This window comes from Pseudonocardia ammonioxydans, from assembly GCF_900115005.1.
GTDB lineage: Bacteria > Actinomycetota > Actinomycetes > Mycobacteriales > Pseudonocardiaceae > Pseudonocardia > Pseudonocardia ammonioxydans.
Genome location: NZ_FOUY01000001.1, coordinates 342,758 through 364,292, shown reverse-complemented (window position 1 = coordinate 364,292; position 21,535 = coordinate 342,758). Strand labels below are relative to the sequence as shown.

The following is a 21,535-nucleotide window of genomic DNA, read 5'->3' as shown; positions in this document are numbered from 1 at the left end:
GGTGCCGGTGGACACCGGAGAAGTTAGCCAACCCTCAGCTCCGGCTCAACGTTTGTGATCAGTCCCTCCGGCGGGCTCGCTGACGGGCAGCCGCGCCCGGACCGTCCAGCCGTCGCCGTCCGGGCCCGCGTCGAGCGTCCCGCCGACGGCGGCCGCCCGCTCGGCCAGCCCGGCCAGCCCCGTCCCGGCCCGCGCACCGGGCGCCTGGGCGGCCGGCCGGGAACCGGCACCGTTGGTCACCTCGATCCGCAGCGGGTCCCCGGTGCCGTCGGTCGCCAGCCGCACCCGCACCGCCGCGCCGGGCGCGTGCTTGATCGCGTTGGTCAGCGACTCCTGGACGATGCGGTAGCCGGCCAGCTCGACCGGGGCCGGCAGCCCGGTCCCGGCTGCGCGGTCGTCGTCGAGCCGCACGGTGAGCCCGGCCCGACGGGCGTCCTCGACCAGGGCGTCCAGTTCGGACAGCCGGGCGGGTGCGGTCGGCGGGTCGGTCGTGTCCGCGTCGCGCAGCAGCCCGATCATCGTGCGCATCTCGCCGAGCGCGGCCACCCCGGACTCGCGGACGGTGGCGAGTACCCGGCGCACCAGCTCGGGGTCGGCGCCGGGCTGCAGCGCGGCCTCGGACTGCAGGGCGATCGCCGACAGCCGGCCCGCGACGACGTCGTGCAGGTCGCGGGCCATCCGGGCCCGCTCGGCGGCGATCGCGGCGTCCCGGTCCCGGGCCGCGACCCGGGCGGCCTCCTCGGCGCGGGCCCGCTCGGCGACGGCGAGGTCGCGGTGCCGGCGGACCTCGGTGCCCCACAGCAGCGGGATCCCGATGATCAGGACGAGGTTGAGCAGGTGCAGCGCGGCGATCCGGGTCCCCTGCAGGGCGAGCGAGACCAGCGCCAGCCCGGCGATGGCCACCCCGGCCGTGACGGAGACGATCCGTGCGGTGCGCCGCGGCGGGTACACCACCGCGCAGTAGAGCAGGTCGGTGACCACGGCGATGGTGCCGATGTCGGTCCGTCCGAGCCAGAACGGTCCCGCGAGCAGCGCGAGGGTCCCGATGAGCAGTCCGGTCGGGGCGTGCCGCCGCCGCAGCAGGGCACCGGAGCACCCGACGGCCAGCACCACCAGCGCGGCAGCGGTGCCGGGCGCGTCGGGGGAGCGCCACCACGTGATCTGCAGCTCGGGCAGCACCTGCAGGACCAGCACGCCGAAGGCGAACCAGGCCACCGCCGCCCCTGCGTCCCGCCACGGCGACGCCTCGTCGCGGTGGGCCAGGAAGGAGATCACGGGCCCATCCCAGCACGGGTGGCCGCCCGCTGCGTCCGACGAAGGAGGTACGACCGGATCGGTCGTGCGCCGGACGCCCGCGGGCCCGGGAGTCGGCAGGCTCTGCTGCCATGGGGGATTCACTGCTCGCCGAGCCGCTGCTGTGGCTGATCGGCGCATCCGAGATCGGGTTCTGGATATTCATGGTGGCCGGGCTGGCCGCGCGGTACGTGCTGCGCCGGGAGCGGCTCGGTGCCGCGCTGCTGCTCGGGGTGCCGCTGATGGACGTCGTGCTGATCGTCGCCTCGACCGTGGACCTGGCCGGTGGCGGGGAACCGAACCGGGTGCACGGACTGGCGGCGGTCTACCTGGGGCTCACCGTCGCGTTCGGACACTCGCTGGTGCGCTGGGCCGACGTCCGGTTCGCCCACCGGTTCGCGGGCGGGCCGGCGCCGGTGAAGCCGCCGCGGGGCGGGCCGGCACGGACCCGCTACGAGTGGCGCGAGTTCGGCAAGGTCGTGGTGGCGTGGGGGATCGCCGCCGCGGTCCTGGTGCTGCTGACCGTGGTCGGTGGCCGGGAGTTCCCGGGCCCCGCGCAGTGGCCCGCCGACCCGATGTGGTCGTGGCTGGGCACGGTGTCGGTGGTCGCCGGGATCTGGTTCGTCGTCGGACCACTGTGGGCCACCGTGCTCCCCGGCTCGGCGGACTCCGGCCGGGAGCGCACCCGTGTCTGAGCGCCGCCTGTCCGCACCCGACGTCCTGCGCGGCATCGCGATCGCCGGCACGCTCGCCACCAACATCTGGCTGTTCGCCGACCCCGGTGGACCGGCCGCGGCCCTGACCGGGTTCGCCGGCGGCTGGTGGGTCGACGACGTGCTGCGCGCGGCGGCGAACGGGAAGTTCCTCGCGCTGCTCACCCTGATGTTCGGGATCGGCATGGAGCTGCAGTACCGCTCCGCGGTGCGGCGCGGGATGCGCTGGCCCGGGCGCTACCTGGCGCGGGCGGCGATTCTGTTCGCCGAGGGGTTGCTGCACTACGTGCTGGTGTTCGAGTTCGACGTGCTCATGGGCTACGCGGTCGCATCGGTGCTGGTCGCATGGCTGATCGGGCGGTCGCGTGCGGTGCGGGTGACGGCCGGCGCGGTGGCCGGCGGGTTCGTGCTGCTGGTGGTCGGCGCGCTCACCCTGGCGACGAGCGGGCTCTCCGGGGACGACGTGCCGCTGCCGGGATACCCGCCGACCTGGACCGGGCAGGTGTGGGAGCGGCTCACCCAGCCGCTGCTGTACCGGATCGAGCTCGTGATGATCGTCCCGTCCGGGATCGTGCTCTTCCTGGCCGGCTCGGCCCTGCTGCGCGCCGGGGTGTTCGACGAGCGCGGCGCGCGGCTGCGCCGGATCCTGATGGCCGTCGGTGCGCTCGGCGCCGTGCTGAACGTGGCGACGGCGCTCGCCGGCCCGGACTGGTTCGTCGTCGAGCGCTACCTGGTCGCCCCGCTGGTCGCGGCCGGGCTGCTGGGGCTGGTCACGGAGCTGGTGCTGCGCCTGCGCGGACCGGCCGGGCCGGTGCGGCGCGGCGCCACCGCGGTCGGCCGGACCGCGATGACCTGCTACGTCGGGCAGAACGTGGTCTCGGCGGTGTTGTTCCACGCCTGGGGATTCGGCCTGGCCGGGGCGCTCACCACCCTCGCCCCGCCGGCCCGCACGGCGGTGGTCGTCGCGGTCTGGGCCCTGATCATGGTGGGGTCGGCGCTCGCGGCGTCGTGGTGGCTGCGCCGGCACACCCGCGGCCCGCTGGAGGCGCTCACGCACGCGATCCTCGACCGGGTCCCCGCGAGGGCGACCGGCGCCGGTGCCGAGCCGGTCAGGGATCGATCACCAGCCAGCCACCGTGGAACCCGGTGACCGTGAACGGCCGCCCGGTGCGCTCGCCGATCCGGTGCAGGACACCGGTGTCGAAGACCCGCACGTGCCCCCAGGCGGGGTTCGGCTCGTCCTCGAACGGGACCGCGACGACCACCCGCCGCCGTGCCAGCCGCAGCATCTCCGCGACGACCGCCTCGCCCTCGGCGGCGGGCAGGTGCTCGATCAGGTGCACGGCGAACACGGTGTCGGTGCAGTCGTCGGGCAGGGCGACCGCGCGGGCGTCGGCCACCTGGGTCGCCAGGCCGGCGCCGAGCTGCGGGGCCATCCGGGTCAGCAGCTCGACCGTGCCGGCGCAGCTGTCGGTGGCGGTCACCCGGTGCCCGTCGCGGGCCAGCTGCAGCGACAGGAACCCGAAGCAGCAGCCCAGCTCGAGCACGTCGTCTCCGGCGACGAGCGAGCGGGCCCGGGCGTGCACCGGCGCCATCTCGGCGTTGGTGCCGCCCGGCTCGGGCTCGCCCGCCAGCGCGTCGAGGGTGTTGCGGTAGAAGGCGAGCCAGGCGTCGTCGGGGTTCGCGGGATCCTTCGCCGCGCCCGCGACGCAGGCGACGAACGCCTCCTCGAACCGGTCCGGCGCCAGCAGCCCGGGGCGGACGAGGGTGCGGTCCAGCCAGCCGGCGAGGTCGTTGCTGAGCCGGTCGGTTCCGATCACGGGCGCTCCTGGGACGGGTGGGGGCGAGCCCCCGACGGTAGAGGACGGGGCTCAGGGATCGGGCAGCTGCAGCAGGCCCAGCCGCAGCGCGGCGACCACTGCGGACGTCCGGTCGTCGACCTGCAGCTTCTCGAAGACCCGGATCAAATGGCTCTTCACGGTCGCCTCGCCGATGGCCAGCTCGCGGGCGATCTGCGGGTTGGACGCCCCGCGGGCCACCCCGTGCAGCACCTGTTCCTCCCGGGCGGTCAGCGCGGGCGGGCGCGGGGCACGGACGGCGCGCGCCAGCCGGTCGGCGGCCTCCGGCCCGAGCACCGTCGCCCCGGCGGCCGCGGCGCGCACCCCGGCCACCAGCTGCTCGGACGGGGTGTCCTTGAGCAGGTAGCCGACCGCGCCCGCCTCGATCGCGCGCAGCACGTCGGCGTCGGTGTCGAAGGTCGTGAGCACCAGCACCCGGGCCGCCCCGGCCGCCACGATGTCGGCGGTGGCCTCCAGCCCGGAGCGGCCGGGCAGGCGCAGGTCCATCAGGACGACGTCGGGCCGGTGCTCCCGGGCGAGGCGCACCGCGGCCTCGGCGTCGCCCGCCTCACCGGCCACCACGACACCGGCCGCGGCCAGCACGCTGCGCAGGCCCTCCCGGACCACCGGGTGGTCGTCGACGAGGAGCACGACCGGCCCGGTCACGGGTGGCCCCCGGCGGGCTCGGCCGTCTCCCGCGAGGCCGTCTCCGGCGGGTCCGCCGCCTCCGGGGCCGTCTCCTGGGGAGCCCGGGCCTCCGTGCCGGGAGCGTCCGGGGCGGTGTCGGGGATCCAGGCGATCACCCGGCACCCGGCTCCGGGAGCGCTGAGCACGGTGAGCGTGCCGCCGAGCTCGGTGGCACGCCCGTGCATCCCGTTCACCCCGAACCGGCCGTCCCGCTCCGCGGCCGGGTCGAAACCGCGGCCGTCGTCGCGGATCTCCAGCCGGGTCCCGCCCTCGGCCCGGCGCAGCGTGACCGCGACCGCCGAGGCCGCGGCGTGCCGGCGCACGTTGGCCAGCGCCTCCTGGGCGATCCGCAGCAGCGCGATCTCCCGCTCCGGGGTGCACCGGCCCGGCCCGGGCGGGTCCCAGCCCGCGGTGTCGAGGGTCGCCCCGGCCCCCGCAGCTCCGGAGCGGTCGGCCTCGGACCCATCAGCCCCGCCCCCCACAGCCCCGGCCCGCATGGCCTCCCCGCACCGGGCGACCAGCCGGGACAGCGCCACCGGCAGCGGGTCGCCGGCCGGCGGGGCGGGGGGTGCGGCGCGCACCAGGGCCCGGGTCTCGGCCAGGTTCTCCCGGGCCGTCCGCTCGGCCAGGTCCAGGTGCCGCCGGGCCGCCGCCGGGTCCCGGTCGATCTCCCCGGCGGCCGCGCGGACCAGCAGGGTGAGGCTGGTGAACCCCTGGGCCAGGGTGTCGTGGATGTCGCGCGCCATCCGTTCGCGTTCGGCCAGCGCCCCCGCCTCCCGGTGCGCGGCGGCGAGCTCGCAGCGGGTCCGTTCCAGCTCGGCGAGCAGCGCCGCGCGCCGGTCGCTCTGCGCCGCGATCGAGGTGATCCACAGTCCGAGCAGGACGGCGGACAGGGCCGCCCCGCCGTAGAGCGCCAGGTAGCCGGGTCCGGGGGCGGCGCCGGAGAGCAGCATCCCGATCGCGGTCACCGCGGCGACCAGGCCCACGGTGACGACCACCGCCGCGCGGGTCCCGAGCAACCGCCACACCATCGGGAACAGCACGAACAGCATGACCGAGCCGACCGGGGTCAGCGCGAACAGTGCCACCGTGGCGGGCACCGTGACCGCCAGGTACGCCGCGCCCAGCCGGGACGGGGCGTCCCGCATCGCCGGTGGTGCCAGCAGGGCGTGCACCAGCCCGATCACGGCGAGCAGCGCCGTCCCCGCCACGGTCGGGGCGTCCGGATTGGTGACCACCAGGGCGGCGGTCACCAGCACGAACAGGGCGAACGCGGCGTGCCAGGCCGGTTCGAGGCGTTCCCACACGTGCGGGTCGGACCCGGTCATGTGCGCATGATCCATCGCCCGGTGGCCCGGCCGGCTCCACCGATCGGTGGAGGCCGGGACCGGACGGTCGCCGGTGCCGCGGGTGCGGGCGCCTCGGCCAGGCTCCGGGCATGCAGCAGAACGCACGCTCCGCCCCGACCGTCGCCGTCGTCGTGTCCATGGTGTTCGGACTCGTGGTCGCGTTGCTCGCGGTCCTCGGCAGCAGCTGGCTGACGGTCGTCGCGCTCGTCGGGGGCGTGCTCGTGGGCGTGATGTGGGCCGTGCTCGGCCTGACCGGGGCGGGGCGGAGCAGGGAGCCCCGCCCCTGACCCGCCGGTCACCGGCCGATGAGCTCACCGGCCATCTCGTTCGTCGTCGTCTCCAGGCCGGACAGGTCGCGCACGACCCGCACCCGGTCGCAGTGCTCGGCGTAGGCCGGTAGATCGCACCGGCCCAGCCCCCACGAGTACCGGGGCTCCGGCGTCAGCCAGATCGTCTCCCGGGCCCGCCGGGTGATCTCGACGAACGCCTCCATGTTCGGGTCGTTGCCGTTGCCCCGGCCGTCACCGAGCACGAGCACCGTGGTCCGCCGGGTGACGGCCGAGCCGTGGTCCTCCAGGAACTGCCCGAAGGCGAGCCCGTAGTTCGAGTTGGCGTCGACGTCGAGCTGGTCGCCGCCGAAGATCAGCCCGAGGGCGTGCTCGACCGGGTGGTCGGCGAACAGGTCGGTCACCTCGACCAGGTCGGCGACGAACGCGAACGAGCGCACCTGGCCGAACAGGTCCTGCAGCCCGTGCACCAGGTGCAGGGTGAACCGGGCGGTGGCCCGCACCGACAGCGAGACGTCGGCCAGCACCACCAGGCGCGGCTTGTCCTCCTGCCGCTGCACGGTCACCGGGGTGAACGGCACGCCGTCGTAGCGCATGTTCCGGCGCATGGTGCGTGCCGAGTCGATCCGCCCGCGCGGGGACACCCGGCGCCGGTGGGTCAGCGCGCCGTGCAGCGACTTCGCGAGGCGGCGCAGCGAGTCCTCCAGCTGCATCCGCTCGGCCTCCGAGGCGCGGTCCACCTCGGCAGCACGCTCGGCGTCGTCGTGCCCCTCGACGATCCGCTGCTCGATCTCGAGCAGCTTCTCCAGGTGCGCCTTGAGCAGCTCGGGGAGGTTCTCCAGCACCCCGGTCAGCCTGCGGCGCAGGGCCGCGGCGTCGTCCTCGGTGCCCTGCTGCTCGGCGAGCGCGTCCTCCTCGGAGTTGAGCCAGCCCAGCAGCGCGTCCTGCTGGGCCACCGACAGGTCCGCGTCGACTTTGGTGCCCTGGGTCTGGGCGATGTCGCCGGGTGCGCCGCCGCCGGAGAACCGGTCGGTCTCGATCTGCACCCGCTGCCCGTCGGTGACGTCGTCGGTCTGCTCCTGGGAGAGCACGATCTCGTCGGTCATCGAGGCCATGTCGATCTTGTTGGCCTCCTGGTGCAGGTTGTACTGCTCGGCCAGGTCCTCCGGGTCGAAGTAGTCGCGGATGTCGGCCGGTGCGCCGTGGTCGTGACCCTCCTGCGGGGTCTCGGACGGCTCCTCGGAGAGCGTGAAGTTCTCCAGCGGGGTGTCGTCGGACATGTCGCCGTGTCCGTGCCCGTGGCCGTGCCCCGTCTCGGACCCGCCGACCTTGACCAGGGAGAAGAACAGGTCGAAGACCTCGTCGTAGGTCGCCTCGTCGCGCCGGTCCTTCACCAGTGCGACGCGCAGGGCCTCCTTGAGCAGCGACCGGTCGGCGAGCACCCCGGGCTGGGCGGCACAGGCCATGGCGTCCAGTGCCTCCGAGACCGAGATGCGGACCGACCGGATCCGCAGGAGCCGGACGAAGCGGTGGATGCTCGCCTCCACAGCGAACCTCCTCGGTGTCGGGGGCGGTCTACAGCGGGCGCCTGCGGGCGCCGAACGACCGGGCGCCCTGGCCCGGCGTCACCGAACGGATCGACGGGGAGACCTTGCCGGCGGCGGCCGAGTTGCCGTAGCCGTCGGCGTGCCGGCCGGGCCGGTCCTTGGCCGCCCGCCTGGCACGGCCGTCGACGTCGCCGTCGTCGGGGTCGCCCCCGGCCGGACGTGAGCTGCGCGCGGGCGGGTCGTCGTCCTGCGGGCGGTCGTGGGTGTGGCCGCCCTCGTGCCCGTGGTCGTGTCCGTGCTCATGGCCGTGCTCATGTCCGTGACCATGACCGTGGCCGTGCTCCTCCACGACGGCGTTCGGGTCGACCAGGTGCGGGATCGCCTCGAGGGCCTTGCGCACGTCCTTGTCGTACTTGACCACCACCGACACGGTGTCGGAGAGGATTCGCGGGTCGAGCTCGTCGACACCGAGCACCGCCAGCGTGCGGGCCCAGTCGATCGTCTCGGAGATCGACGGTGCCTTGCGCAGCTCCAGCTCGCGCAGGCCCCGGACGACGGCGACGAGCTCCTCGGCCACCTGGTCGGCCAGCCCGGTCTTCTTCGACCGCACGATCTCCAGCTCGCGCTGGGCCGAGGGGTAGTCCAGGAACAGGTGAAGGCAGCGGCGCTTCAGGGCGGCCGCGAGGTCGCGGGTGTTGTTCGAGGTCAGCAGCACGTACGGGCGGTGCTTGGCGACGAACGTCCCCACCTCGGGGACGGAGATCTGGTACTCGCCCAGCGTCTCGAGCAGCACGGCCTCGAGCGCCTCGTCGGCCCGGTCGACCTCGTCGATGAGCAGCACGCACGGCTCGTCGGAGCGGATGGCCTCCAGCAGCGGGCGTGGGGCCAGGAAGCGCTCGGAGAAGAACACGCTCTCCTGCGCCCCGACGCGCTCCACGGCGGTGGCGAGGTCCGGGGCGTCCTCCACGACCTGCCCGATCTTCTCGCGCAGGATCTGGGTGTACATGAGCTGCTTGCCGTAGTCCCACTCGTAGAGGGCCTTGGTCTCGTCCTGGCCCTCGTAGCACTGCAGCCGCAGGAACCGGCGGCCGGTCACCAGCGCGAGCATCTTCGCCAGCTCGGTCTTGCCGACACCGGCCGGTCCCTCCAGCAGCAGCGGCTTGTCGAGCCGGGTGAGCAGGAAGACGGTCGTCGCCAGCCGGGTGTCGGCGATGTAGCCGTGCTCGCGCAGGGCCGTGACGACCTCGTCGACGGACTCGAACGGCCCGGCGTGGGCGACGGCGTCCGCCGCGACCTCGGCCTGGGACGGGGTGCGCTCAGCGCTGGGAACTGCCTCGGGCACGTGGAATCTCCTTCACGGAGGGGGCACCGGCGGTGGTGCGTCGGGGCGCGCACCCGACGGGCCCACCCCGTCCGAGTGTCCCCGGAACGGCGTGGGCCCGCTGGGTGCGAACGGGGGCGGCTAGCCGGTCGATCAGGTCAGGAGGTCGTCCAGGTCGCCGTTGATGGAGTGCTCGACGACCGGGCGGACGGTCTCGAACGTGCACTCCTTCGGGTTGCCCGGGGTGCAGGCGTCGCCGAGGACGTGGTGGGTGATCCGGTCGACGTCGGCGGCGTCACCGATGATCCGCGGCGAGTTCTCGTAGTACTTCGTCGGTCCCTGGCCGAGCCGGTTCTTCGAGTAGCTGTCCTGGGTGACGTCGGCGAAGCGCTCCGGGATGCCGACGTCGCGCAGCAGCCGGATCGACGCGGCGAGCGCCGCGTCGGCGGCCTGCGGCTTGGTCATCCCGTGGGTGTCGACGCCCATCGCCTCGGCGATGTCGGCGAACCGCTCGTAGCAGACCGGCATGTTGAACGCCCACACGCGCGGCAGCGCGATGGCGTTGTTCAGGCCGTGGTGGGTGTCGTAGAACGCCGACACCGCGTGCGAGATCGAGTGGATGATGCCGAGACCACCGGAGTTGAAGGCCTGGGCGGCGATGTACTGGGCGTACATCATGCCTTCGCGCCCGGGCAGGTCCTGCCCGTTCCACACCGCCTGGCGCAGGTTCTGCGCGGTCAGCTTCACCGCGTGCAGCGCGTTGCCCAGCGACGGCTCGAAGTTCAGCCGCGAGGTGTAGGGCTCCGAGGCGTGCGCGAGCACGTCGAAACCGCACTGGGCGGTGAAGTCGATCGGGCAGTCGTAGTAGAGGACCGGGTCGTCGATCGCCAGCGAGGTCACCGACGCGTCGTCGAACGCCACGTACTTGTGCGGGTTGTCCGGGTCGGTCGTGGTGTCGGTGATCACGTAGGCCCAGGAGGTCTCCGAGCCGGTGCCGGCCGTGGTGGAGACCGCGATGTGCGGCGGGTTGGCCGGGTTCTCCGACTTGTTGAAGCCCTCGAACTCGTTGACGTTGCGGCCGTCGTGGGCGACCGAGACCCGCGCGCCCTTGCAGGCGTCGTGCGAGGAACCGCCGCCGATCGAGACGAACGAGTCGCAGCTGTTCTGCTGGTAGAGGCCCACAGCGTCCATGACGTTGTAGTCCTTGGGGTTGGACTCGACCTGGTCGTACACGACGACCTCGAGACCGTGGTACTTCATCGACTCGACGATCTTGTGGACGATGTCGGTCCCGCGCAGGCCCGAGGTCATGACCAGCGTCTTCTTGAAGCCCATCTTCAGGGCCTCCGGACCGATCATCTCGTGCGCACCGGGACCCATCAGCGCCCGCGGGAACGGGTGGAACTCCTTGATGGGGAACGGCTTGAGCAGTTCGTCTACCTGCATGTCAGCCCTTTCGTCAGCCGGCCGGTGGGGTCGAGCACGGACGGTAGGACGGCTGTGGCCGTCCGCACAGGGGTGATCGCGATTACTGCTCGGGCGTCCGGGCAGGAAGCCCCTACGAACGGAGGGGGCGGGGTGAGGTCCGAGCGGGCCGGCCCGGTCCACGGCGCGTCGCGACCCCTGGCCGTTCCCGCACAGCTGATCTAGGGTCGGTGGTGCCGACGGTTCGTGCCGGCCCCGAGGGGCGCGGCACGAGGCAACTGGGAACCCGGTGCGAATCCGGGACTGCCCCGCAGCGGTGAGTGGGAACGACCGCCGTCATGAGCACTGGGAGAGATCCCGGGAAGCGACGGCCAGTAGGACTGTGAGTGGAAAGCGCGGTCGGAGCCGCGAAAACCACTCACGGGCGCCGGAGGCGCCCATGCCCACGAGTCCGAATACCTGCCGCCGGTGTGCGTGCCGACCGGCGCGCACCGATCCGTGGCCTCGAGGGCGGGCCGAGCGGACATCCGGGCACGCGTGTGCCCGCCGATGCCGTGCGACCCCCCTCGTCACGCCCGCGGATCACCACCGCGCTCGCGAGGAGAGAGGGCCGTGACGATCACATCCGAATCGGGCACTGCAAGCACCGTTCTGGGGTACCCCCGCATCGGGCCGGACCGGGAGCTCAAGCGCGCCACCGAGGCGTTCTGGGCCGGCCGGAGCAGCGCGTCCGCGCTGCACGAGGTCGCCGCCGGGCTGCGCCGGGAGACCTGGACCGGGCTGCGTGACGCCGGACTCGGCCAGGTCCCGGGCAACACGTTCTCGTTCTACGACCACGTACTCGACACCGCGCTCGCCGTCGGCGCCGTACCGGCACGCTTCGCCGGAGAAACCGATCATCTGGAGCGGTTGTTCGCGATGGCCCGCGGGCGCCCCGGTGCCCCGGCCTGCGAGATGACCAAGTGGTTCGACACCAACTACCACTACCTGGTCCCCGAGCTCGCCCCGGACACACCGCTGGCGCCGTCGTCGCGCAAGGCGCTCGAGGAGTTCCGGGAGGCGCTGCGCTCGGACGTGCTCACCCGGCCGGTCCTGGTGGGGCCGGTGACCTTCCTGCTGCTGTCCAAGCCGGCCGAGGGCGCCCCGGACGGCTTCCGGCCGCTGGACCTGCTCGGCCCGCTGGTCGAGGTCTACCGCGACCTGCTGGCCGAGCTCGCCGACGCCGGCGCCGAGTGGGTCCAGCTCGACGAGCCCGCGTTCGCCGCGGACCGGACCGAGGAGGAGATCGCGGCGCTGCGCAAGGCCTACGACCGGCTCAGCGCGGCGCCCCGCCGGCCGAAGCTCCTGGTCGCCTCGTACTTCGGTGAGCTGGGCCCGGCGCTGCCGGTGCTCGCCTCGACCGGGGTCGAGGGCCTGGCGCTGGACCTGGTCGCCGGGCGGTCCGACCTCGACGGCATCGAGTCGGTCGAGGGGATCGGCCGCAAGCAGGTGCTGGCCGGCGTCGTCGACGGCCGCAACGTCTGGCGCACCGACATGGACGACGCGCTGGCCACCGCGTCCCGGCTCGTCGGTGTCGCGGCGCGGGTGGAGATCTCGACCTCCTGCTCGCTGCTGCACGTGCCCTACGACCTGGCGGCCGAGCAGAACCTGCCGGCCGACGTCGTCGACATGCTCGCGTTCGCGCGGCAGAAGGTCGACGAGGTGGTGCTGCTGGGCCGGGCGCTGCACGAGGGGCGCGCGGCGGTGGCGGCCGAGTTCGACACCGCGAGGGCCACCCGGGAGCGGGTGGCGGCGGCGTCGCGGCGCAACGAGTCCGTCCGGTCGCGGCTCACCGCGCTGGGCGCCGACCACTACGGGCGCGGTGCCGGTGACGTCCGGGCGAAGGCGCAGCGCGAGGCGCTCGGCCTGCCCGACGTCCCGACGACGACGATCGGCTCGTTCCCGCAGACCCCGGAGATCCGCAAGGACCGTGCGGCGCACCGCAGCGGCCGGATCGACGACGCCGAGTACACCGGCCGGATGCGCCGGGAGATCGCCCGGGTGATCGAGCTCCAGGAGGGCATCGGCCTGGACGTGCTCGTGCACGGCGAACCCGAGCGCAACGACATGGTCCAGTACTTCGCCGAGAACCTGGACGGCTTCGCCACGACCGAGTTCGGCTGGGTGCAGTCCTACGGCTCGCGCTGCGTGCGCCCGCCGATCCTGCACTCGGACGTGTCCCGGCCCGAACCGATCACGGTGGAGTGGGCGCGCTACGCGCAGTCGTTGTCGACCGCCTACGTCAAGGGCATGCTGACCGGCCCGGTCACGATCCTGGCCTGGTCGTTCGTCCGCGACGACCAGCCGCTCGGCGACACCGCGCGGCAGGTCGGGCTGGCACTGCGGGACGAGGTCGTGGACCTGGAGGCCTCCGGCATCCGGATCATCCAGGTGGACGAGCCCGCGCTGCGCGAGCTGCTGCCGCTGCACGAGCGCGACCGGCAGGCCTACCTGGACTGGGCGGTGGACTCGTTCCGGATGGCCGTCGGCGGGGTCGCCGATACCACCCAGATCCACACCCACCTGTGCTACTCGGAGTTCGGCGAGGTCGTCGGGGCCATCGACGGCCTGGACGCCGACGTCACCACGGTGGAGGCGGCGCGGTCCCGGATGGAGGTGCTCGCCGACCTCGGTCCCGGCGTCCCGCGCGGGCTCGGGCCGGGTGTCTACGACGTCCACTCGCCCGAGGTGCCCGGCGCCGACCAGCTCACCGACCAGCTCACCGAGGCGCTGCGGCACATCGGCTCCGAACGGCTCTGGGCGAACCCGGACTGCGGGCTCAAGACCCGGGGCGAGACCGAGACCGTCGAGGCGCTGACCCACCTGGTCGCCGCCGCGCGGCGCGTCCGGGAGACGACGGTGGGCACCGGCTGACGACCGGCCGCGCACCGCCCGACCCACCGGCTCCGATGCCGGTGCGCTCCCGCGGCGTCGACCGGACCGGCCGTCACGGTGGACGCCGCGGGGGCATCCCTCACGTTCTGTTGATTGAACACCTGCTCAGATGTAGTCATACGGAGTGATCACGAGACGACGCCGTACCGGAGTCCCGGCCGTCCTGCTGGCCGTGGTGGCCCTGCTCGTGGCGGGCTGCGGCGGCACCGGCGGTACGCCGGACGCCGAGGGTGAGCTGGCGGTGGCCCTGCAGTTCCCGCCGCGGGCCGACTACGCCTTCGAGGCCGACGACGGTGCCCGCCTGCAGAGCCTGGGCGTCGCCGAGACGCTGACCACGGTGGACGACCAGGCCCGGCCGGCGCCGATGCTCGCCACGTCCTGGGAGCAGCAGGGCGACTCGTGGCGGTTCACCCTGCGCGAGGGCGTCACGTTCCACGACGGCACCCCGCTCACCCCGGAGGCGGTCGTCACCGCGCTGAGCCACATCGCCGGCGTCGAGGCGCCGCCCCGGGCGATCCGCGACATCGGGTTCGCGATCGAGGCGGACGGGCCGGACGCCGTCCGGATCACCACCGACGAGCCGGACCCGATCATGCCGCTGCGCATGTCCAGCGGGAACCTCGGGATCCTGGCCCCGGCCGCCTACGCCGGCGGCGGCGCACCCGACTACCTGCGCAGCGCGACCGGACCGTTCGTGTTCACCGAGGCGAACGGCACCGAGTCCGCGGTGCTCGTGCGCAACGAGGAGTACTGGGGCGAGAAGGCCGGCGCGGCCCGGATCACCGTCCGCTACGTCGAGGACCCGCAGGCCCGGGCGCTCGCGGTGCAGGCCGGGGACCTCCAGTTCGCCGAGGGCCTGCCGCAGGCCCAGCTCGAGCAGGTCCGTTCGGCCGGGGCCGAGGTCGTCGAGTACCCGAACGCGCGCACCGTGCCGTTGCAGCTCAACCAGGCCCGTCCGCCGTTCGCCGACGAGCGGGTGCGGCAGGCCGTCACCGCGGCGATCGACCGGCCGGTGCTGGCCGAGCAGGTGCTCGCCGGCGGTGCCGCACCTGCGGCCGATCTGTTCGGCGCCGCGGTCCCGTGGGGAGCAAGCGCTCCGCCGCCCGGCGCCGACGTCGAGAAGGCGAGGCAGCTGCTCGCCGAGGCCGGGTACGGGCCGGAGAAGCCGCTGACCGTGCAGCTGTGGACGTTCCCGAACCGCCCGGAGCTGCCCACCCTCGCGAACGCGATCCAGGCGATGCTCGCCGAGGCCGGGATCCGGGTGGAGATCACCGTCGGCGACTACCAGGCGCAGGAGCCCGAGGTGCTGGCCGGGAACTACGACATGTACCTCAACTCGCGCAGCTACCTGTCCGACTTCCCGGACGCGGCGAGCACGCTGACCTCGGACTACACCTGTGGTGGCAGCTACGCCATCGACCAGTACTGCAACCCGGCCTACGATGCGCTGATCGCGAAGCTGAACGGCACCGTGGACCCCGACGAGCGGCAGCGGATGTTCACCGAGGCGGCCGGCATGCTGACCGCCGACGCCGTCGGCGTGATGCTGGTGCACCCGCTCAACACCGCGGTGCTGCGCGGGGCCACCGGGTTCACCCCCGACCCGCTGCAGATCGCACCGATCCTCCCGCAGCTGACGCCGTCCGGGTGACCCGCGGGTGACCGCGCTGCTCCTGCGCCGGCTGCTGGTCGTACCGCCGGTCCTGCTCGCCGCCTCGGTGCTGGTGTTCGCGCTGCCCCGGATGGTCGGCGTGGATCCGGCCCGTGCGGTCCTGCGGGCGCGCACGGCCGAGGCGGTGCCGGACCCGGCGACCGAGGCCCGGGTGCGGGCCGAGCTGGGCCTCGACGCCCCGGCGGTGGAGCAGTACCTGCGCTGGCTGGGGGCGCTGCTGCGCGGCGACCTCGGCCACGGCTACGTCTCGCAGAACCCGGTGGCGGCCGAGGTGGGCTCCGCCGCCGCGGTGTCCGGCCTGCTCACCGTGCTGGCGCTCGCGCTGGCCGCGGTCCTCGGGGTGCCCGCCGGCGCGTACGCGGCCCGACGCCCCGGCGGGCGGCTGGACCGGTTCCTCGGGGCGGGCACGATCGCCGGGGTCGCGGTGCCGGAGTTCGTCCTGGCGCCCTGCCTGGTGCTGGTGTTCGCGGTCGGACTCGGCGTGCTGCCCGCGGTGGGCTGGGGCGATCCCGCGCACCTGGTGCTCCCGGTGCTGGTGCTCGCCGCCTACCCGGCGGCGCTGGCCGCGCAGCTGGTGCGGGCCGAGACCGCCGGGGTGCTGGCCCGCCCGCACGTGCTGCTCGCCCGGGCGAAGGGACTGGGGGAGCACGCGGTGCTGTGGCGGCACGGCGCGCGGCTGGCGACGACGTCGGTGACCGCGCTGGCCGGGATGTTCGTCTCCGGCCTGCTCGGCGGCGCGGTCGTGGTGGAGGTGGTCTTCGGGATCCCCGGCCTGGGCCGGACCCTGCACCGGGCCGTCGAGGCGCAGGACCTCCCGGTGGTGCAGGCCGGGACGCTGCTGGTGGTCGCCGTCGCGGTGCTCGCCGGGGTGCTGGTCGAGGTCCTCGCGACCGCGCTGGACCCGGTGCAGCGCGGCGCGGAGCGGGCGCGGTGAGCGTGTCCAGCGGCGCCGCGCACGGGCGGCGCCCGCCGGTGACCCGGCCGCGCACCGGACGGACACCCCCTCGGGCGGTGGCCGCCGCGGGCGTGGTCCTCGTGGTCCTCACGTTCCTGGTGATCTGCCCGCTGCTGGTGGCCGACCCGGACCGGGCCGACTTCGCGGGGCTGCTGGCCGGCCCGTCGGCGGGGCACCCGCTGGGCACCGACCAGCTGGGCCGGGACCTGCTCGCCCGGCTGGTCCACGGTGGACGGCTGACGATCGGGCTGAGCCTGTTCGCCGTGCTGGTCACCGGCGCCGCGGGGGTCTCGGTGGGGATGGCGGCCGCGGCGACCGGTGCGTTCGGCCGGGTCGTGATGCGGTTCGTCGACGTGCTCGCGGCGATCCCGGTGGTCCTGTTCGGACTGGTGGCGGCGGTGGCGCTGGGGCCGGGCGCGGCGTCGCTGCTGGTGGCGGTCACCGCGATCGCCTGGACGCCGTTCGCCCGCCAGGCCTACCTGCTGACCCTGGCCGAGCGCGACCGCGAGTACGTCACCGCGGCGGTCTCGCTCGGCGCGGGCCCGGTCCGGGTGCTGGCCGGCCACGTCGGGCGCAACGTGCTGCCGCCGCTGGCCGCGCACGCCTGTGTGCGCTTCGCGAGCACACTGCTGACCGTGTCCGGGCTGTCGTTCCTCGGCCTCGGCGTGCAGCCGCCGACCGCCGAGTGGGGAGCCATGGTCGCCGAGGGCCGCGAGTACCTGTTCACCGCGCCGCACGTGGTGCTGGTGCCCTCGGTCGCCGTCGTGCTGACCGCCGGGACCGCACTGTGGTGCGGGCGGCGCTGGGAACGGGCGGGTGCCCGATGAGCGACGTGCCCGGCCGGTGTACCGGGCCCGGAGGAGGGAGAGTGCTGTCATGGACGCCGTCATGGATGCCGTCGCGGAGCTGGTGACCGGACATTTGGCCGACCCGGACGCCGGCTGGAGCATGGGCGCCCCGGGGGCGATCGCCGAGTTCGTCCGGCTCCCGGACGAGCCGGTGCGGACCGGACCCGGCACCCTCGTCACCGACCGGGGCGGGATCCGGCTCGACCCGCCCGCCGGCACCCGGGCACTCGCCTACCGCACGCCGGTCGGCCCGGAGGACCACTGGAACCACGCGGTCGCGCTGTGCCTGCCCACCGGCGCGGCGCGGCGTGCGGCCCGCACCGTGGTGACCGGACTCGGGCCGGACCGGGGCGCGCTGCGCGCCGCCGACCGGGACGCCGAGCTCGTCGACCTCGGGATCGGGACGTCCACGGTGGACGTCTGCATCCGTACCGCCGACCCGGAGCTGCTCGCCCTCCTGCGCGCCGCGCAGGGGCGCCCGCAGGACGCGGAGCTCAACGCCGCGGTGGTCGCGGCCGGCCCGCACCGGGTGTTCACGACCGCGGTCGGCCGGGTCGAGGTCTACGCCCCGATCCCGCCGCCGGACGGGCGCTCACCGGACGGCCCGCACACCCACCTGCTCCCGCACGTGCTGCGGGCCGGGCGCACGCACGCCGCGACCGTCCCGGTGCCGAAGGGGTACCTGCCGTGCGCGCACCTACCCGGCACACCCGCTGACCGACCTGACGGGGCGCCCGGCGCCGTTCGACCCGGAGCGCCTGGCCGCCTTCGACCGGCTCCTGGAGCGGTTCGGGGACCCGGCCCAGCGGGAGATCACCGCGCGGGTGGACGCCGCCGTCGCGGCCGGTCACGGGCCGGACGGGCCGGCGGCGGGCGCCGTGCGTCCGGACGGGCCGGCGGGTCGCGCCGCGCAGGCGGTGGCCCTGCGCGTGCTCGCCCACCGGGGCGCGGACCCGGCCGTGCTCGCCGCCTGGCGGGGCCGGGCGGCTCCCGGGCCCGACCTGCTCGACCCGGACGGCGACCGCAACGGCGGGTGAGCGGCCCGCGGTCACGCGATGCCGGCGTAGCCCTCCTGCCCGCGCGCGCGGCGGTGCTCCACGCCGTCGAGCACCAGGGCGACCTTGTCCAGCACGTGGTGACGCGGATCGGTCATCAGGCCGCGCACCTCGGCCCGGACCGGTTCGTCGATCGTGGCCAGGTAGGCGCGGGCGGGCTCGGACAGGTCGCCGGGGCCGCCGTCCGGCCCGCGCACCCACCGGGTCTGCCGGATCCCGTCCGCCACGGTGTCGAGCACCGCGTCGGTGACCCGCACCGCGGCCGTGGGGCCGAAGCCCGCGTGCTGCAGGGTCGCGACGATCCGCCCGGCCCGGTCCCCGGCGACCGCGCCCAGGTCGGCGTCCAGGTCGCGGATCAGCCCGGAGCAGCCCAGCAGCAGGTCGAACGCGAGCCCGGCCTCGGCCTCGAGGAACGCCCGCCAGCCCCGGCCCGGATCCGGCAGCGGGGTGCGCGCCAGCACCAGCGCGACCGCTGCCGAGGCGATCTCGGTCAGGCCGTCGACGTAGCGGTAGAGGGTCCCGGGCGCGACGCCCAGGTGCTCGGCGACCGCGCCGACCGAGAGGCGGTCGACACCGACCGCGACCGCGGCCTCGACGATCTCCTGCCGGGTCAGGCGCGGCTTGGGGCCCGGCCGGCCCGACCGTGCGTGCGGTGTGGTCGGCACCGGGACACCGTACGTCGGCGACGATTGCGAACGTTGTTCAGGGATAGCTAAGGTTCACCTCATCTCTGGTGTGGACGAGGAGTTCCCGTGACGCAGCCCCTGCCCCCGTACGTGCTCGGCCGAGTGGTGCAGGTCGAGCGACCCACCCCGCGGCTGCGCCGGATCACCTGTGAGTCCGAGGGCTGGCGCGGCGCGCGGTCGATCGCCCCGGACCAGCAGGTGAAGCTGTTCTTCGCCCGGGACGGCGGCGTCCCCGAGATCCCGGGTGCGCCGGAGGACGGCAGCGGTGTCGCCGGCTGGTACGCCCGCTACCTCGCCGTGCCGGAGGAACGCAGGCCCTGGATGCGGTCGTACACGGTGCGCGCGCTGGACCCCGGCCGCGGCCGGATGGTGATCGATTTCGTGCTGCACGGCGACGGCGAGCACGGCGGCAGCGGCCACGGTGACAGCGAGCCCGGCGACAGCGGCCACGGTGACGGGGCCGCGCCCGCGAGCCGGTGGGCGGCGCGCGCGGCCGTCGGGGACGTCGTCGGGGTGCTGGGGCCCGCGGTCGCCGGGTACCGGGCGCCGTCCGGGCAGCCGGTCCGCCTGTTCGCCGGCGACGAGACCGCGCTCCCGGCGATCGCGGCGTCGCTGGAGGCCCTCCCGGCCGGGGTCCGTGCGGTCGTGGTGGTCGAGGTCGCCGACGCCGCCGAGGAGCAGGTCCTGACCTCGGACGCGGAGCTCACCGTGCACTGGGTGCACCGGCCGGGCTCGCTGCTCGACGCCGTGCGCGCGGTGCAGCTCCCGGGCGCTGTGGAGGGGGCCGAGGGTGCGGTGTTCGCCTGGGTGGCGGGGGAGGCGTCCGCGGTGCGGGCGGTGCGCCGGCACCTGGTCGGCGAGCGCGGCCTGGACAAGCGCGCGGTGTCGTTCACCGGCTACTGGCGACGGGACATGACCCAGGACGAGGCACCCACGGAGCAGGACATCGCTGATGCGGCCGAGCAGATGGAGGTATCGGACTACGCCGGGTGACGGTGTCGCGATGATCTCAGTCATCAATTCAGATGACGCTACCTCTTGTTAAGGCGAGGCTAACTTCATAGGTTCGTCGCAACAGCGAGGAACCTCTGGAAGGGGCCCGAATGTCGGGTAGATCATCTGTGCGCGCGTTGTCGGCCGCGCTGCTCGCCGTCCTCCTGGGACTGGTGACGGCCTGCGGGTCGGGAGCCGGCGAGGGTGGGGGCGGTGAGGCCGCCGGTACGCGGACCATCACCACCGACAAGGGTCCGCTGGAGGTCCCGGCCGATCCGCAGCGCATCGTCGTGCTCTCCGGCGGCCTCGCCGGGTACCTCTACGCGCTCGAGAAGCCGCCGGTCGCGACCGACACCCGCGTCCTCGGCATCACGAACTTCGACGGGGGGTTCCCGCCGGCCTGGGCCGAGCCGGCCCGCGCCGCCGGTACCGAGCAGCTGCCCGCGGGCGACTCGCTCTCCATCGAGGCCGTCGCGGCCGCGCAGCCGGACCTGATCATCGGTGGCGGCCAGGGCATCACCGCGGTGCAGGCCGCCGAGGCCTACGACCGCCTCGCCGAGATCGCGCCGACCGTGCTGGTCCCGCGCACCCTCACCGCCTGGCAGGACCAGCTGGGCGCCGTCGCCGACGCGGTGAACGCGACCGACGCCGTCGCGCCGCTGCTGGAGCGCTACCAGGACCGGGTCGAGCAGGTGAAGTCCGCGATCACGCTCCCGGAGGGCGAGTTCGTCTACATCGGATCGTTCGCCTCGGACAAGACCTACCTGGTCCCGGGCGACGCGGCGCTGCCCGCACTCGGCAAGGACGTCGGGATCAACCCGGTCGACGTCGTCGCCCGCGCCCCCGACGCCCGGCTGGCCAGCACCGGCGACACCCTGGAGATCAGCCCCGAGCTGCTGGGCGAGATCGCGGACGCGCCGAACGCGATCGTGGCCAACGCCGGCGGCCGGTCGGTCGAGGAGCTGAGGAAGGACCCGAACTACGCCCAGCTGCCCTCGTTCCGGTCCGGGAACGTGTGGGAGGTCCCCGCGGCCAGCTACCGGCCCGACTTCGACGGGGCGATGGCGACACTGGATCTGTACGAGCAGACGTTCGCCGGTCAGACCGGATGACCGCGGCCCCGAGGGTCGCGCTGGTCACCGGCGCGGCCCGGGGCATCGGCGCGGCGGTGGCGGCGGCGCTGGCGGCCGACGGCCGCCCGGTGGTCCTGCTCGACCGTGACCCCGCGGTGCGGGACGCGGCCGCGGGGCTCGGCCCGCCCGGCGGGCCCGCGGCCCGGGGGCTCGTCGCCGACGTCACCGACGCCGATGCCGTCGAGGCGGCCGTCGCCGAGGCGGAGGCCGCGCTCGGCCCGCTGGGTCTGCTGGTGAACGCGGCCGGGGTGCTGCGCACCGGGACCGTCCTGGACGCGGGTGCCGACGACCTCGCCGCCTGCCTCGCCGTCAACACCACCGGGGTGTGGAACACCGGCCGGGCCGCCGGGCGGCGGATGTACGAGCGCGGTGACGGCGCCATCGTCACCGTGGCCTCGGACGCGTCGCGGACCCCGCGGGCCGGGATGGCCGCCTACGCCGCGTCCAAGGCGGCGTCGGTGTCGCTGACCCGCACCCTGGGCCTGGAGCTCGCCCCCCACGTGCGGTGCAACGTCGTGTGCCCCGGCGCGACCGACACCGCCATGCAGCGGGACCTGTGGCCGGACCCGGCCGACGACGACGGCGCCGCCGCCGTCGTGGCCGGGGCACCGGAGCGCTACCGGCTCGGGATCCCGCTCGGCCGCATCGCCGACCCCACGGACGTGGCGGCGGCGGTCCTGTTCCTCGCGGGCGACGGTGCCCGGCACATCACGATGCAGTCCCTGACCGTCGACGGTGGTGCGAGTCTCGGCCTCTGACCGGCCGAGACACCGACCCGCGCCGCCCGGCGGCAACCGGA

At 74.6% G+C, this 21,535-nt stretch carries 19 protein-coding genes, 1 pseudogene and 1 riboswitch; of the genes and pseudogenes, 12 read left to right on the top strand and 8 right to left on the bottom strand.

The features are described from left to right. Positions 1-45: 45 nt before the first annotated feature. Complete coding sequence (locus BM093_RS01675; protein WP_177238213.1) at positions 46-1,275, bottom strand: sensor histidine kinase; 1,230 nt, start codon at positions 1,273-1,275, stop codon at positions 46-48. A 110-nt stretch (positions 1,276-1,385) separates the two neighbouring features. On the opposite strand from BM093_RS01675, the gene BM093_RS01670 reads away from it, so the two are divergent. Both BM093_RS01670 and BM093_RS01665 read left to right on the top strand, forming a co-directional pair. Continuing rightward, entirely contained in the window at positions 1,386-1,988 is a 603-nt protein-coding gene (locus BM093_RS01670) for a hypothetical protein (protein WP_093336585.1), read from the top strand. Continuing rightward, positions 1,981-3,156, top strand: a complete 1,176-nt coding sequence (locus tag BM093_RS01665) for a DUF418 domain-containing protein (RefSeq protein WP_093336033.1) — start codon at positions 1,981-1,983, stop codon at positions 3,154-3,156. Before BM093_RS01670 ends, BM093_RS01665 begins: the two co-directional genes overlap by 8 nt. Here BM093_RS01665 and mftM read toward each other — a convergent pair. Genes mftM through BM093_RS01650 form a run of 3 tightly spaced genes read right to left on the bottom strand, consistent with a single transcriptional unit; the run spans position 3,116 to position 5,859 of the window. Beyond that, positions 3,116-3,826, bottom strand: a complete 711-nt coding sequence (gene mftM / locus BM093_RS01660; RefSeq protein ID WP_093336030.1) for a mycofactocin oligosaccharide methyltransferase MftM — start codon at positions 3,824-3,826, stop codon at positions 3,116-3,118. The genes BM093_RS01665 and mftM overlap by 41 nt on opposite strands. Positions 3,827-3,877: 51 nt before the next feature. Beyond that, on the bottom strand, positions 3,878-4,510 hold the full coding sequence (locus BM093_RS01655) for a response regulator (RefSeq protein ID WP_218162619.1): 633 nt from the start codon (positions 4,508-4,510) through the stop codon (positions 3,878-3,880). After that, positions 4,507-5,859: a sensor histidine kinase gene (locus BM093_RS01650; protein ID WP_177238212.1), complete on the bottom strand. Its 1,353-nt coding sequence runs from the start codon at positions 5,857-5,859 to the stop codon at positions 4,507-4,509. The genes BM093_RS01655 and BM093_RS01650 overlap by 4 nt, the downstream gene beginning before the upstream one ends. A 110-nt stretch (positions 5,860-5,969) precedes the next feature. On the opposite strand from BM093_RS01650, the gene BM093_RS35710 reads away from it, so the two are divergent. Then, positions 5,970-6,167 carry a hypothetical protein gene (locus BM093_RS35710; protein WP_093336025.1) on the top strand — a complete coding sequence of 66 codons (198 nt, stop codon included), beginning with the start codon at positions 5,970-5,972 and terminating at the stop codon, positions 6,165-6,167. An 8-nt stretch (positions 6,168-6,175) separates the two neighbouring features. Here the strand turns inward: BM093_RS35710 and BM093_RS01640 are convergent, their stop codons facing one another. From BM093_RS01640 to mdo, 3 genes are all read right to left on the bottom strand, one after another. Then, complete coding sequence (locus tag BM093_RS01640) at positions 6,176-7,714, bottom strand: VWA domain-containing protein (RefSeq protein WP_093336021.1); 1,539 nt, start codon at positions 7,712-7,714, stop codon at positions 6,176-6,178. Positions 7,715-7,742: 28 nt separating this feature from the next. Then, on the bottom strand, positions 7,743-9,056 hold the full coding sequence (locus BM093_RS01635; protein ID WP_093336018.1) for an AAA family ATPase: 1,314 nt from the start codon (positions 9,054-9,056) through the stop codon (positions 7,743-7,745). Between the two features lie 132 nt (positions 9,057-9,188). Further along, positions 9,189-10,481: an NDMA-dependent methanol dehydrogenase gene (mdo, locus tag BM093_RS01630; RefSeq protein ID WP_093336015.1), complete on the bottom strand. Its 1,293-nt coding sequence runs from the start codon at positions 10,479-10,481 to the stop codon at positions 9,189-9,191. A 202-nt stretch (positions 10,482-10,683) separates the two neighbouring features. After that, positions 10,684-10,941: riboswitch (cobalamin riboswitch) on the top strand. A gap of 131 nt (positions 10,942-11,072) precedes the next feature. On the opposite strand from mdo, the gene metE reads away from it, so the two are divergent. From metE to BM093_RS01600, 6 genes and pseudogenes are all read left to right on the top strand, one after another. Continuing rightward, positions 11,073-13,373 carry a 5-methyltetrahydropteroyltriglutamate--homocysteine S-methyltransferase gene (gene metE, locus BM093_RS01625; protein WP_425439088.1) on the top strand — a complete coding sequence of 767 codons (2,301 nt, stop codon included), beginning with the start codon at positions 11,073-11,075 and terminating at the stop codon, positions 13,371-13,373. Positions 13,374-13,518: 145 nt separating this feature from the next. Beyond that, positions 13,519-15,045 carry an ABC transporter substrate-binding protein gene (locus BM093_RS01620; protein WP_093336012.1) on the top strand — a complete coding sequence of 509 codons (1,527 nt, stop codon included), beginning with the start codon at positions 13,519-13,521 and terminating at the stop codon, positions 15,043-15,045. A 7-nt stretch (positions 15,046-15,052) separates the two neighbouring features. Then, a complete protein-coding gene (locus tag BM093_RS01615) occupies positions 15,053-16,000 on the top strand; it encodes an ABC transporter permease (protein WP_093336009.1) in 948 nt (315 codons plus the stop codon). Further along, positions 15,997-16,848 (top strand): ABC transporter permease, encoded by an 852-nt coding sequence (locus BM093_RS01610; protein ID WP_143105217.1) that lies wholly within the window; start codon positions 15,997-15,999, stop codon positions 16,846-16,848. Before BM093_RS01615 ends, BM093_RS01610 begins: the two co-directional genes overlap by 4 nt. Before the next feature lie 49 nt (positions 16,849-16,897). Continuing rightward, positions 16,898-17,593 (top strand): annotated as a pseudogene (locus tag BM093_RS38285) (DUF6925 family protein); the annotation flags it as partial. Beyond that, a complete protein-coding gene (locus tag BM093_RS01600) occupies positions 17,583-17,906 on the top strand; it encodes a DUF6925 family protein (protein WP_425439095.1) in 324 nt (107 codons plus the stop codon). The pseudogene BM093_RS38285 and the gene BM093_RS01600, both read left to right, overlap by 11 nt. An 11-nt stretch (positions 17,907-17,917) precedes the next feature. Here BM093_RS01600 and BM093_RS01595 read toward each other — a convergent pair whose 3' ends face one another. Beyond that, a complete protein-coding gene (locus BM093_RS01595) occupies positions 17,918-18,589 on the bottom strand; it encodes a TetR/AcrR family transcriptional regulator (protein ID WP_093335999.1) in 672 nt (223 codons plus the stop codon). An 87-nt stretch (positions 18,590-18,676) separates the two neighbouring features. Between BM093_RS01595 and BM093_RS01590 the strand changes: the two genes are divergently transcribed. The 3 genes from BM093_RS01590 (at position 18,677) to BM093_RS01580 (ending at position 21,494) form a co-directional block, all read left to right on the top strand. Beyond that, the gene (locus tag BM093_RS01590; RefSeq protein WP_093335996.1) at positions 18,677-19,603 is read left to right on the top strand and encodes a siderophore-interacting protein; all 927 of its coding nucleotides are present in this window, start codon (positions 18,677-18,679) and stop codon (positions 19,601-19,603) included. A gap of 128 nt (positions 19,604-19,731) precedes the next feature. Further along, positions 19,732-20,715 carry an ABC transporter substrate-binding protein gene (locus tag BM093_RS01585; protein WP_245773229.1) on the top strand — a complete coding sequence of 328 codons (984 nt, stop codon included), beginning with the start codon at positions 19,732-19,734 and terminating at the stop codon, positions 20,713-20,715. Continuing rightward, a complete protein-coding gene (locus BM093_RS01580; protein WP_093335990.1) occupies positions 20,712-21,494 on the top strand; it encodes an SDR family oxidoreductase in 783 nt (260 codons plus the stop codon). The genes BM093_RS01585 and BM093_RS01580 overlap by 4 nt, the downstream gene beginning before the upstream one ends. Positions 21,495-21,535: the final 41 nt, after the last annotated feature.